This window comes from Candidatus Nitrosocosmicus sp. T (genome assembly GCF_054408485.1).
Genome location: NZ_CP166992.1, coordinates 529,092 through 542,232 on the forward strand (window position 1 = coordinate 529,092; position 13,141 = coordinate 542,232).

16 protein-coding genes and 1 other RNA gene are annotated in these 13,141 nt (G+C 33.5%); 12 read left to right on the forward strand and 5 right to left on the reverse strand.

All coding sequences use genetic code 11. The features are described 5' to 3' along the window. Nucleotides 1–46: 46 nt before the first annotated feature. On the reverse strand, nt 47–244 hold the full coding sequence (locus AB0A59_RS02700; protein ID WP_458746255.1) for a hypothetical protein: 198 nt from the start codon (nt 242–244) through the stop codon (nt 47–49). Nucleotides 245–306: 62 nt separating this feature from the next. Then, nucleotides 307–747: a PUA domain-containing protein gene (locus tag AB0A59_RS02705; RefSeq protein ID WP_458746257.1), complete on the reverse strand. Its 441-nt coding sequence runs from the start codon at nt 745–747 to the stop codon at nt 307–309. A 265-nt stretch (nt 748–1,012) separates the two neighbouring features. Between AB0A59_RS02705 and AB0A59_RS02710 the strand changes: the two genes are divergently transcribed. From AB0A59_RS02710 to AB0A59_RS02740, 7 genes are all read left to right on the forward strand, one after another. Beyond that, entirely contained in the window at nt 1,013–1,303 is a 291-nt protein-coding gene (locus AB0A59_RS02710) for a hypothetical protein (protein WP_458746259.1), read from the forward strand. A 110-nt stretch (nt 1,304–1,413) separates the two neighbouring features. Continuing rightward, nucleotides 1,414–2,886 carry a proline--tRNA ligase gene (proS, locus tag AB0A59_RS02715; RefSeq protein WP_458747539.1) on the forward strand — a complete coding sequence of 491 codons (1,473 nt, stop codon included), beginning with the start codon at nt 1,414–1,416 and terminating at the stop codon, nt 2,884–2,886. A 102-nt stretch (nt 2,887–2,988) separates the two neighbouring features. Continuing rightward, the gene (locus AB0A59_RS02720) at nt 2,989–3,609 is read left to right on the forward strand and encodes a signal peptidase I (protein WP_458746260.1); all 621 of its coding nucleotides are present in this window, start codon (nt 2,989–2,991) and stop codon (nt 3,607–3,609) included. Next, complete coding sequence (locus AB0A59_RS02725) at nt 3,602–4,138, forward strand: DUF367 family protein (RefSeq protein WP_458746262.1); 537 nt, start codon at nt 3,602–3,604, stop codon at nt 4,136–4,138. The genes AB0A59_RS02720 and AB0A59_RS02725 overlap by 8 nt, the downstream gene beginning before the upstream one ends. Nucleotides 4,139–4,361: 223 nt before the next feature. Next, nucleotides 4,362–4,656: RNase P RNA component (gene rnpB, locus AB0A59_RS02730), an RNA gene on the forward strand. Nucleotides 4,657–4,776: 120 nt separating this feature from the next. Then, complete coding sequence (locus AB0A59_RS02735) at nt 4,777–5,901, forward strand: NOL1/NOP2/sun family putative RNA methylase (RefSeq protein ID WP_458746264.1); 1,125 nt, start codon at nt 4,777–4,779, stop codon at nt 5,899–5,901. Nucleotide 5,902: 1 nt separating this feature from the next. Then, the gene (locus tag AB0A59_RS02740) at nt 5,903–6,673 is read left to right on the forward strand and encodes a PUA domain-containing protein (protein WP_458746266.1); all 771 of its coding nucleotides are present in this window, start codon (nt 5,903–5,905) and stop codon (nt 6,671–6,673) included. Nucleotides 6,674–6,707: 34 nt separating this feature from the next. Here the strand turns inward: AB0A59_RS02740 and AB0A59_RS02745 are convergent, their stop codons facing one another. Further along, nucleotides 6,708–7,763 carry a hypothetical protein gene (locus tag AB0A59_RS02745; protein WP_458746268.1) on the reverse strand — a complete coding sequence of 352 codons (1,056 nt, stop codon included), beginning with the start codon at nt 7,761–7,763 and terminating at the stop codon, nt 6,708–6,710. A 191-nt stretch (nt 7,764–7,954) separates the two neighbouring features. Between AB0A59_RS02745 and cofD the strand changes: the two genes are divergently transcribed. From cofD to AB0A59_RS02765, 4 genes are all read left to right on the forward strand, one after another. After that, entirely contained in the window at nt 7,955–8,881 is a 927-nt protein-coding gene (cofD, locus tag AB0A59_RS02750) for a 2-phospho-L-lactate transferase (protein ID WP_458746270.1), read from the forward strand. Between the two features lie 52 nt (nt 8,882–8,933). Next, on the forward strand, nt 8,934–9,632 hold the full coding sequence (gene cofC / locus AB0A59_RS02755) for a 2-phospho-L-lactate guanylyltransferase (protein WP_458747540.1): 699 nt from the start codon (nt 8,934–8,936) through the stop codon (nt 9,630–9,632). A 118-nt stretch (nt 9,633–9,750) separates the two neighbouring features. After that, entirely contained in the window at nt 9,751–10,131 is a 381-nt protein-coding gene (locus tag AB0A59_RS02760; RefSeq protein ID WP_458746272.1) for a cupredoxin domain-containing protein, read from the forward strand. A gap of 148 nt (nt 10,132–10,279) precedes the next feature. Beyond that, a complete protein-coding gene (locus AB0A59_RS02765) occupies nt 10,280–10,870 on the forward strand; it encodes a HemK2/MTQ2 family protein methyltransferase (protein ID WP_458746274.1) in 591 nt (196 codons plus the stop codon). 73 nt (nt 10,871–10,943) lie between these two features. Here the strand turns inward: AB0A59_RS02765 and AB0A59_RS02770 are convergent, their stop codons facing one another. Then, the gene (locus tag AB0A59_RS02770; protein ID WP_458746276.1) at nt 10,944–11,969 is read right to left on the reverse strand and encodes an isocitrate/isopropylmalate dehydrogenase family protein; all 1,026 of its coding nucleotides are present in this window, start codon (nt 11,967–11,969) and stop codon (nt 10,944–10,946) included. 44 nt (nt 11,970–12,013) lie between these two features. Further along, on the reverse strand, nt 12,014–12,589 hold the full coding sequence (locus AB0A59_RS02775; RefSeq protein WP_458746278.1) for a hypothetical protein: 576 nt from the start codon (nt 12,587–12,589) through the stop codon (nt 12,014–12,016). A gap of 119 nt (nt 12,590–12,708) precedes the next feature. Here AB0A59_RS02775 and AB0A59_RS02780 point away from each other — a divergent pair, with 119 nt between their 5' ends. Further along, entirely contained in the window at nt 12,709–13,119 is a 411-nt protein-coding gene (locus AB0A59_RS02780) for a ribonuclease HI family protein (RefSeq protein WP_458746280.1), read from the forward strand. The last annotated feature ends 22 nt before the right edge of the window (nt 13,120–13,141 follow it).

The window sequence follows — 13,141 nt, forward strand, 5'->3', positions numbered from 1 at the left end:
GTTGACTATTTTCCTAATTTTTATTAACTAGATCTATGACATGAATCTATGTTGGAATTGTGTTGGCAAGGTTGATTGTTATAGCCTTAGGTATCAGATCTACCAATCCTAAGGTTATTTTAGGCGGATGAGTTTCGATAAAGGGATGTACTGTTGTATAATAAATCAACAAAGCTGGTACTGCAGCGCATCCTGCTATAGTTAAAAGGATTAGCCAAGTGGCTGTCATCTTTCCCGTAAACATGTCATTTTAAAAATAGTTGGGATATATAAAGATAAAGCCATCTCACACTGTATTATTAAATCTCATAAACGAAATGAAATTTCCTTGAAAGCATTCCAAAATTTGTCACCAACATAGTGTAGATTGTTTATTATCTGTCCTTTTTGTAATTCTTTGGCGTTAATGCTATTCTCTAGTGCTATGCCCACAGACAAATATTTTCCATATTTTTCTTCCTTTGCTACCACTATATCATTTTTCATGAATTGACCAAACTCTACAATCCCTGGACGCAATATTTTTGCTCCATTACAAATGAACTTTATAGAACCTGAGTCTACAATTACAGAAGGAAATTTTTCCAATACTTCGGTTCTGCCTAAAAAAGGCAGTATAATCTCTTCAGAAATGAAAACTGCAACAAGAGAGTCGATAACCAAGATACTCTTCTTTTCTTCAATTTCAAAAACTTTAATATTCTTAGTTTTGGGAATGGATATCTTTTCCTCCCAACTATTGACCATTGTTTTGAGTATTTTCTCCGTATCTTTCTTGGATATCACATACGTCTTCAAACAGATTATTGATTTCGTCATAGATAATAAAGATGTATAATTGTTGGTTATTGCCACTGATAATTCATTTAATTCCCTGTGTATTCTGCTGAATATAAAATTAAAAAAATAGATCCTATATAGTATGTATTTTTACTACCCGTCTTATCCTTATTCCCTAAATTGGAAAAAAAATTTTTATAACTAATTAGGCCCTACATAGAATCAAATTGAGATGAGTGAATCGCTTGATACAAAATATGAGGTTCCAATAAAACAGGTGGAAAAAACCTTGAAAATAAGTGATAGAGCTAAAGCTGAGCTAAAGAGCTCAGGGATGATGGATGATAAGGGTAAACTAAAACTCAAGGGGGTCAGTCCAAAAATGTTAAAAAGAATGAAGTTAGAATCTGTAGATTGTCCTGTATTCAAACAGGAACTTGGCTTTATACAATGCTACGTTTGTAGCAATTTTCATAGTAGGATTAGTGGCGTAGTTTACTGTAAGGGTGACCCATTAGAGTAGTCTCTTAAATTTTTTTATTGTTTGGTTCTGTGTCGTTAAGTGTTGGAAATATTGGCATAAGCTTCATAAATAGAAATCCATAGCTATCTTTTGATTAATTGGACCAGAAAATCAGCAAGGAATTTGGTATTAGTGTGAAAAAAGATGAAAACTTTAGTGAGTGGTATTCTCAAATCATAGAAAAGACAGGATTGGCGGATCATATTTCTGCTAAAGGTTTTATAGTCCTGAGGCCATATGGCTTCGCCATATGGGACCTCATCAAAAACTATTTAGATCAGAAATTCAAAGAAACTGGACATCTTAATGGATTCTTACCATGTTTGATACCTGAAAATCTATTGAACAAAGAGGAAAAACATTTCAAGGGATTCAATCCCGAGGTCTTTTGGGTAACATCTTCTGGTGATTCCCTACTGAGTGAAAAATTAGCCTTGAGACCCACCTCTGAGGCACTACTTTATTCAATATTTCCGAAATGGATATCAAGTTATAGAGATCTTCCACTTAAAATGAATTTTTGGAACACAGCTTTGAGGGCTGAGATAAAGTCAACAAAACCTTTTATACGCAATTCGGAATTCTTATGGCAAGAAGGTCATACAGCTCACATCAACAAAAAAGAGGCAGAGGATGAAGTTATGACTATTTTATATCTCTATAAACATTTTATTGAAAAAGTCCTTTTAATTCCTACAATTTCTGGCTATAAGAGTAATAAAGAAAAATTTGTTGGTGCCGATTATACTACTGCTTTAGAGGGAATGATGCCTGATGGGAAAGCCCTACAGTTGGGAACTTCCCATAATTTGGGTTTAAATTTTTCACAACCATTTGAAATTAAATTTTTGAACAAGAATAATGTTGAAGAGTTTGTTTGGCAAACTTCTTGGGGGATATCATGGAGATTGATTGGAGCATTAATAATGGTCCATGGAGATGACAAAGGCTTGATATTGCCTCCGATAATTTCTCCAATACAGATAATTATTATTCCAATTTATAAAAATATAAATGAACATTTAGTCAAAGAACATGCTCACAGTCTGAAAGATAATTTAGTTGCATTGGGATATAGAGTTTTTGTAGATGATAGGGATGAGTTTACCGCTGGATGGAAATACAATGAATGGGAAATGAAAGGGGTCCCTGTTCGAATTAATATCGGACAAAGAGATATTGAAAACAATAATGTTGAGATAGTTAGAAGAGACAATAGACAAAAAAGTATTATATCTGTGGAAAATTTGAGCAAAGAAATCGAGAAAATCTTTCAGAGTTTACAATCTGATTTATATAACAAAGCTGAAATCTATCTTAAAGAAAAAACAAAGATTATAACAAGTTTCAACGATTTCAAGATGGATCTGGATAGTTATTCCGGATTTATCGTGACAGGCTGGTGTGGTAATGAAGATTGTGAAGTAGGAGTAAAGGATGATACTGGAGCAGACATTAGGGTAATCCCGTTTGATGTAAAAGACATACCAACCGATCTCGATAGTAGGTATGACGATATTAAGGAATGTATTTATTGCGGAAAAAAGTCAAACAAGACCGTTATTTTTGCAAAAGCATATTGATACAATACTTTCGGTTTAGTCGCAACGGAAATGAAATAAGGAATATCAAAATTTAAACAGAATGTTTATGTAAGGTTCAAATTCCAAATTATTTATTACAAGTTGTCAAAAAAGAACAAGGATAACAAGAGGAAAGATATAAAGATAATTATAATCATCATTGTGGTATTTGCTATAGCATTTATTTCTATTAGGACTCTTTTAGCCGACTCTAATCCATTTTATGTAGTGGCAAGTGGTAGTATGATACCTGTTCTAAACGTCAATGATTTGATAATAGTTTGGGAGAAAGACAATAGTACTTTTGCCAATGCGAATTTAGGAGATATTATAGTTTTTAAGGCCCCGGCGCCTGAGGAAGAAAACAAGACCATTGTACACCGGGTATCGGCTATTATTGAGAATGGAAATAATTTGACAGGAGACGTGATCCTTTGTGCTCCTATCGCCATAAATGAAGTCATTCAAGAAAAAACGATCCTAACTAGGGGAGATGCAAATGAGTGCTCCATTCCGGGAATAGATTTTCCGATAACGGATGAGAACTATGTAGGGAAAGTTGTCTATACCATCCCACAAGTGGGTATCATACCTCAGGTTTTGAAGCCGCCTGTAAACTATATAATAATGGCTGTAATCGGTGGATTACTGATATACTCATTCATTCGTGGAGGTAAAAAGGATAAACAGGAGGAGGAGAAAGAAAAATTAAGAGATGAGTGAAACCAGTGCCAATGCTATACCATTAGAGTTATCTTTATTGATGTATAGACAGGATGATCCAAACAAATGCACTGCATCACGGCTTGTTAAATTTAAGATGGCTAAGGAAGTAAGAAGGATTCCTACCACATATTTAGTACTTAATCCTTTCGCTGAAAAAATGATTGTCCCCTCTGATGTTAAAAAATTTAGAGGTATTTGTGCTATTGATTGCTCCTGGAAATTAGCGACACAGGTAATTAATACTTCAAAAAAATTCTTTAATAATAGAAAACTTCCTGCCTTATTGGCCGGAAATCCTACCAATTATGCCAAATTAGGAATGCTTTCAACGGTTGAAGCCTTATCCGCAGCTTTGTATATACTAAATTATAGAGAAATGTCTAGCGAAATATTAAATAAATTCAAGTGGGGGCATACATTTTTGGATCTAAACTCTGAAATCTTGGAAGAATATTCAAATGCGCAAGGACAAGACGAGATTATAACGATAGAGAAGGATTACTTTCCACACATTTTCAACTCCTAGCAACAGCTCCTGAGAAAGGTATAACACTAGAGAGAGAACAATTATACTGGAAGGCTAATTTTGTTAATACAAATTAATTGAGCGATTAAAAAATATTTCAACATCAAGTTTGTTTTTTTGGATTTGGAAAAGAATGTAATTAGCTGTATCGCAACAAGAAGGTTTATTCAATAAACGTATAGTCGATAAGAAAGTTAATAACTTTAAAGCTTCATTTTTACTTGTGAGCTAGCGGGCAAGTTACTTCTACTAATATATAACGAAGAGGAAACTCCTCCCTCACTACGGGCACCTGAATTAGCGATAATTAGAAGGAGACTTCTGGCAACGAAATAGAAAAGGATCCAGTTGAGATCATAAGCAATGATGATTGATAATCTGAGTGATTTCAGTCTTGGAGTGAAACTGTCGACCTAGGTGGAGAAAGGCCAAACAGAGTTAGGAACCCGTACATATACTCAGGTAGGCTGCTTAGCTAAATCTTGCTTAAAACAAAAGGAGGGTTACTACTAGGACACACAGTATGGGATTCAGAGTGAAAAAATTTCTAATCTGAATCCCATACTATTAGTTTATCTTCATATAGATTCAAAAATCTATTAATTATAATTGCCACTACTAATAAACTGTAATATAGAATGGATGAAGATTTAAACTGTCCAGTACTTATAATGGGTAACGAACGGTCTAGGTACTTATCAGAAAGATATGGATATAAGGAGTGGATGATATCGAGATTTCTAAATTTTATTCCTTATCCTGAAAAGATGCTAGATTATATCCATGATGGTAAAAACTTACATCATTACATTAGAGTAAATACTCTGAGAACTAATCCAGATGCGCTAAAAAGGCGACTTTGTGAAAAGGGGTATAGCCTAAGCGATACAATTCTAAAAGAAGTATTTGAAATCAAAAACCCTAGTTTTGGGGATAATAAAATTAAGGACTCTGGGAACACGATTGCTCATCACAATAATAATGATAATAATGATGGTATCGTAAAAACAGATTATGATTTACAATCTGGTAACGATAGTGACCTTGGGTCCAAGCAGCCTAGTATAGGTTCAACGATTGAATATTTGAAAGGATACTATTACATCCAGGATTTGAGCTCTTGTATTGCAGTAGAGGAGTTAGAAATTCAACATGGACAAGATTTAGTTGTATTAGATATGGCTGCGGCGCCGGGGGGTAAGACGACACACATCGCTCAAAAACTAAATAATAAGGGAGCAATTTTCGCATGTGACTCAAACTCCAACAGAATTTCATCTTTACTTTTTAACTTGTCACGTTGTTTTGTACAAAATACAATTGTACTTAATACTAAGGCAGAAGAGATAAACAAACTTGAATTACAATTTGATAGGATACTACTTGATGCACCATGTACATGTGAAGGGATTGTTATGAAAGATAAATCTAGAAAGAAAAGTCGTAATTTAGAGGACTTGGAAACTTGCAGTAATAGGCAGAAAAAAATGATAGAATCTGGTTTCAAGGCTTTGAAAGCGAACGGACTTATGATATATTGTACTTGTTCCTTTGCGCCTGAAGAAAATGAGATGATAATACAACATCTGCTAAGCGATTACAAAGATGCAAAAATAGAGCCGTTAAGTTATGGAATGAATGGTTTGACGAGTTTTTCTAAATACCAATTTTCCGAAAAGATGGTCCATACCAGAAGGTTCTATCCTCATATTCATTCAACAAATGGATTTTTTATAGCAAAAATAAGGAAGAGACTGGACTAAAATGACTTACAGAAATTTGACTTTTATTGAAGAGACAATTCTAAAAAGGTCCTTTAACACTTGGGGAATTTTTGAGTTATTTGGAATACTAAGAATATTAATCCGGGAGCTGGTTTTAGATGCACATGTTAATGATAAGAAGACAATCGCTTCAAAACTCGATACCCTTCCAAACGAAATTCCAGATGACAATTCACGCGGAAGTGGTAGTAGTATTAGTAATCTACCTGGAAAATATAACAACAATGATATCAGACCATTTCATACACCGACAAAAGCACATCTAAATGGTAATGAAGTCTCTGAGTGTGAAAAAAACACCAAGAGAATAGAAGTTTTCATTCATTCCAACTTTAAATATGATGATATGTTGTTTAAAAAATTTAGGCCAGTCATAATCGGTTTGAAAATTGGTACGATTAAGAACAAGAAATTCTTACCCGGGTTAAATTTTGCTGAGTTAGTAGTTAAACACAATAGGAATGTGGATTATCCTCACGTTATCATCAATACTAAGGCTGAAAATCTAATAGTTTTTGGTAGGGATATAATGGGAAGTTCAATTCTTTCCGTTCCGAATGATGTCAAAGAAAATCAACAAGTAATAATATTAAACCATAATAAGGAGGTTATCGGATTAGGTAGAACTAGATATTCAAGGAGATTAATTACTCAGCCTAATATCATAACGATAGACACCATACAGGATATTGGCACATACTATTTAAAAAATGAAAATAGACATTCTAAAGGTATTGACCATTTACTATAAATAAAAACAATAAAAAAATTTTAAATTCTATCGATTATTTTCTGGCCTTTACTAGTACTAGGATTGCTACCCCTGCCATCATAGCTCCAAATATCAATAAGACTTGTATGGGAAAGCTACCAGAAGAAGTAGCCACACCTTGAGGAGCTTCCGATGATACAAAGAGATGTTCTGTACCTCCTGATTGCTGAACTTGAGCAAATCCACCTATCTGCATTTGTCCACTTGGAGGTGCCGTTAAACCGTTCACAGTAACAGTTACTCCATCTATATCTGCTGAAGCAGAAGTTTCTTTTACGGTATGTGTTCCTTCCCTGAAACTACTTTCACCCAAAGAATAGATCGAAACTATCTCTGAATCTCCTTCTATGACGGAAAACCCATAGCCCGCAGCACCAGCTTGAGCACCAGTAGCGTCAAACAAAAAGTGCCAGTTATTCATTGATGATCCAAATTCTTCAAAATCTAATATAGGGGTATTAAATGCTTCAGCTAAAGTTGTATTTTGAATTTTAGCAGCTAACTCTGGAGATAGTTTTTCCAAGGCTCCAACGGGGTGATTAATGTCAATCGGACCATATTCCTCGGTATTTACTATCAATGGCTCTTCCAACACAATACTTCTCCAATCTACATCCAAAACAGACGTAGAAGTTCCGTTTGATGCCGTTACAAGATTAGTAATAGTTGGATGTAATTCAACCTGATATGAAATAGTTGCGGTTGTGGGTCCACCATTGACTGATGCTCTATAATCTAGTGTGGCATTTTCAAATTTTACCAAGCTTTGTTTTTGAGAAAGTAACATATTGTTTATTTTATCCAAAATCTCGACTAAACCATTACTGCTATCTGAAGAATTCAACGAAAATGAGGTTGAATTTTTATTTCCATCCAAGATTTGTGCCATAGTGCTATTAGCGGGATACTTTAAAGTAATAATTCTATCACCTGTAAACGAAGCGTCTGCTGCATTTTTTGCAGGGGAGACACCTGCTTCCATTTGAATAGCAAAGCTTTGATTAATAATGCCGCCAAAAAAAACAATAGCCAATAATACTATTACATAATCTAGAGACCTTAATTTCAATATTTTTGAATTCCATTTAGCCTGTTTATAATCTTATTGAAATCTGTCTCCTTGAAATAATTTCAAATTGATTACTGCATAATTTCTAGTAAAAATTATATTTTATCCAATTTTAAAGTAAAAAAATCATAACATTACTAAGAGAAAAAAACAAAGAATAAAAAAAGAAAAAAGTAGAAGTATGTGTAACATTGATTACCATTTTAGCAGGGGGTACAGGTTCCGTCAAATTAGTTAGAGGAATGTATGGAGAATCAGAAAACATTACAATTATTTCAAATGTTGCCGATAATTTTTGGCATTATGGGCTCTACGTTTGTCCAGATATCGATACGATAATCTATGGACTAAGTAATAATTTGGACAAAAAGAAGGGATGGGGAGTCAAAGGAGATTCTTTTAATTTCTTAAAATATATGACTAGTCTTGGAATTGAAACATGGTTTAATCTAGGTGACAAAGATTTGACAACTCATATTTTAAGGACGCAGCTATTAAAGGAGGGTAGGAGTTTAACTGAAATTACAAAATACTTTACCGAAAAATATAATCTATCACTAATTGTAGCACCAGCTTCTGATATTCATTATGAATCAAACATAGTTACTAAACGCAACAAAAGAATTCACTTACAAGAATATTGGATAAAATACAAGGGATCAGTACCTGTTTATGACATTATATACAATAACATAGAAAAAGCCAGGGTAACGTCACAAGCTCGAGAAAGGCTTGAAAAATCACAATTAATCTTATTTGCCCCGGGGAATCCCATTACCAGTATTGGGCCAATAATTAACATACCGGGTATGAAAAACCTTTTGAAGAGGTTAAAAAATAAAATTGTAATGATATCTCCACTTATCTCTAACAAAGCAGTAAGTGGTCCCTGTGAGATCTACATGAAGGCAAAGAATATATCACCGAATTTGAGCGGGTTAGTTGACTTTTATTCAGATATTGCAAGCACTATGATCTTTGATAAACTTGATAAACCTGAAATTGAAAGAAAAATAAAAAACAATTATCCAGATATAAACTTTTGTTATACTGATATACTTATGACAAATTTAAGAAAAGAAACATCACTAGCGAGATATATAATTTCTAATTTTTAAGAAAAGAAGGGATGGGGAGTTATTTCTGAACAATACCCGAACTGCAATAATTATTCCAATAAAAAAATTTGAAAAGAGTAAAACACGGTTGAGCGGCTTTCTTAATCCGGAACAAAGGATCCGCCTTTGCCATCTTATGGTAAATGATTTGATTGAAAAAATATCAGAGTTAGAAGATAGTAGTATTTTTTTGGTTACAAATGAAATTATTCCAATACCGGAAAAACTCAGAGAAAAAATGGTGGTATTGTTTGAAGGTCGCAGTGCTGGCGTAAATGAAGCTGTTAAACTTGCGGATTCTTATATATCACGAGAAAAATTTGACAGCTCAATGGTGATCCCAATAGATATCCCTCTTCTAACGCTCATAGAAATAAACGAGATCATTTCTTTCTCACGGAACTATAAAGAGAGCATTTGCATGGTTCCTTCACATAGCTTTGACGGAACTAACATATTATTGAGAAAACCACATTCGATAATAGATACGAGTTACGATGATAACAGCTTTTTCAACCATTTTAAAAAAGCTCTTGAAAGAGGTGTCTCGCCGAAAATATTTTACCATGAGAATTTAAATATGGATATTGATACAATCGGTGATGTTATGCTGGCTTTGAAAAAATATCATTTAGCTGATTCAACTATTGAAAGAAGTATCTCAGATCAAAAAAAAATAGAAAAGAGTGAAAATAAACCGATTGAATATCTATTGAATATCTTTCAAAACCAGAATGAACTTTGTTATTAAATGCTATTGCTTTCAATCTAGCGCTTAGTTATAATCGTGCCTAAAAAGAACGGTAGATTGCAATGAAAAATTCATTCATTCAAGATATTTATTGGTAATATAACAATAAATATTGTACTTGTTACATAATATCATTGCCATAATAGTCATTTCATTCATAATAGTGGGTGCTTTATGGGGCATTGGTAGTTTATTAAATACACCTCAAGAAAGTAATATTCAAAAGTCAAATGATTCAATTCTGCTAGTGGCTCAAAATAATGCCTTCAATCAGACAAATCCTACATTATATGTGAATGCAAGTCAACCTACTAGGCTGATAATTCTTAATAAAGATTTTGTGAAACATGATTTCATATCTGAGGAACTAGGTATAAATACCGCATACTTGACAACGGAGCAAGATTTTATAACAGGAATTGCTAGTAATAAAACAGGTAACTACACATACTATTGCTCTTTTCATCCCGATATGAAAGGAGAAATTGTTATAACATGATGAAAAAATATGATGGAACACTAATCAACATATATTTAAAGAGATGTTGTTCACTTTTAATATTATGTTTAAACTATGGACTATGTGAATTTCTACTAAAAAATTATTAAATAAACCTTTATCTTTTTACTCGAGTAGCAATTACTAGATGTACAGACCTGCAGAGGATACTTATTTCATGGAGGATGTTCTCTCAAATTATAGAGGAAAGAATGCCCTTGAGGTAGGCATTGGATCTGGGTACTTAACTAGGATATTGTGTTCTAACTTTGAGTTTGTTGTAGGAACTGACATTGATTTTAATTCTGTAATATATGCAAAAAATAATGCCTTGACAAAATTTAGTAACATATTATTGGTTTGCACTGATTTGAGTCTACCATTGAAATGTAAATTTGATTTGATTATATGTAATCCGCCATATTTACCAACAGATGTCGATAATTTTGACGATACTACCATTTATGGAGGTAAGAATGGAATTGAAATGACCATTCGATTATTGAGATCAATTCAATTGCAACTTAGCGAAATTGGCAAGATTGTGATAATGAGATCAACCTTGTCTGATTATCTAAAAATGGATGAATTCATTGATAAATTGTTTTTAAACAATAAAATAATTGGAAAAAAAACATTCTTTTTTGAATCTCTTGAAATAATAGAACTCTCTGGTGTAAAAAATAGTTCACACCGATCTGATTATTACAAGAAAAAAAGAAATGATGCTCAATTATAACTAAAACAACAAAAAGTGTAAGAAAAACACAAATACAAAAGGGATCAATTGATCCTAGTCATCGATTATGTGATCATTTTTTGAGTAACGATGCAGACCTTTGAGCAATTGCCTCTGCCATTTTAGATAATGATGATGATCCGCCCAAGTCGTATGTCAAAAACTTTCCATCGTCTATCGTTTGTTCAGTGGCTTTAAAAATAGCTTCTGAGATATGCTTTTCTCCCAAGTATTCAACCATCCAAGCCCCTGATAATATGGTTGCCACCGGATTTACTTTGTCTTGCCTAGCATGCTTTGGAGCGCTACCGTGAGCAGGTTCAAACATAGCATATGAATCACCATAATTTCCAGAATAAACATTACCAATAGACCCTACATGACCTGATGCGCATTCCGAGATTATATCCATAAATAGATTTGTACTCAATAACAAACTATTGTTGAACCTTTCTGGATTTTTGACTAATTGTTGAGTCATATTATCGATATAATATTCTTCTACTTCGACATCTGGATATGTTTTGTTTGTTTCCACAACGGCATTCCAAAAAATTCCATCGGTTTCCTTTAAAATATTTCGTTTGGTTATTGCGAATATCTTTCTAAATCCTTTTTCTTTAGCTAATTCAAAGCCTTTTTTAACTACCCTTCTACAACCCTTTCCGGTGGTTTTTCTGATCGCTACGGCCGAGTCATCACTTGTCCTAAATTCAATCCCCGCATACAGCCCTTCTGTTGATTCTCTTACACATATGAAATTGAGCTGTAATTTCGAAATCTTGTATGTCTTGATCGGGCGTATATTTGCATAAAGTTGAAATTTTTGTCTTATGCTTACTGCAACACTTCGAGGTGCTTCAGGATTAGGAACCGTAGTGGTGGGACCCTTAAAGCAAGCATCGGAAGAATTCAGAGTCTCCCATACTTTGTCTGAAATATATGAATTACCTCCATTTTTTTCCCACCATTCAGACCCTGCATCACATGTTATTAATTCAACGTTAGTATTACATGATTTTAACACTTTAATCATCGCATTAACTAATTCAGGGCCCGTACCGTCACCGTTTATTACAGCAGCTTTTTTATTGCTCAAATGAACTCAAAAATGTTTGATTAGATTCATATTTATTTTTTCAGTTACTTTGGGATAAAATCAATTCTTCCAAAAAAAGCATTAGAAAATGGTGGGAACTGACTGCTATTTAAAATTGTAGTAAACTCTCCTTGATTTGAATAATACGAATACTGGATGTCATAATCGGCAAGTTCGAGAGTATTATTTAGGTATTGGCCAGTAGAATTATCCACTAAATTAACCGTTTTATTGTCATATGAGTATATTTTCATCAAGTCCGGTAAAGACAAATGAACCGGTCTAATATATTGGACATGCAAAGTATCCCCTATCGAATCAGTATGAATCGGTTTTAAACATTCTTTGCCATCAATGATTTGTTTGCCCACGTTATCTGGTAACAAATATTGTTTATTATCTACAAACAACTGGACTCTAGGATACACATTATAACTATCCAATGTATGTGCTTTAAGACAAACACTAAGTATCTCTGGGGGTGGCACAATCTGTGTAAATACGAGTCCGAATAATACAGCTACCCCTATGATTATCGGAGGCAAAAGTAAATCCTTTTTACCCAGTCTTTGAAAAAAATTCTTTCGTGGGGTCCCCTCTTTTATCTTTCTCTTGGGCACAAATCAGTATTCTTCTAACAATATAAATTCTTTAGAAATATCGATACAATATCTTTCTCATCTTTATGATAAGAAATAAAAAAAATAAATGTAAAATAGTTTTTTCATAATATTTGTTGTTGGACGTACATATTGATGGCGCAAGTAGGGGAAATCCGGGATTATCTGCAATAGGCATAACGATAAAAAGTGACGACAAAATAATAAAAGAACATTGTGAATTTATAGGTATCAGGACCAATAATCAGGCCGAATATGAAGCATTGCGACGAGCACTTGAAATATGTACCGACATGGATAGTGAAGTAAATATTTTATCAGATAGTGAATTATTGATAAATCAGAGAAATTTAAAGTACCGAATAAGAAGTCAGGAGCTGAAAATGATTTCAAGAGAAATCTCAAATTTAGAAAAAAACTATAACAAGGTTACCTACAAACACATTCCGAGAATAAAAAATAGTCGTGCAGATTATCTTGCGAACAAAGCTCTTGACATACATGTCGGTGGTGCGAACGCAAAGAAATGACCTTGTAAACGATTATTTTATC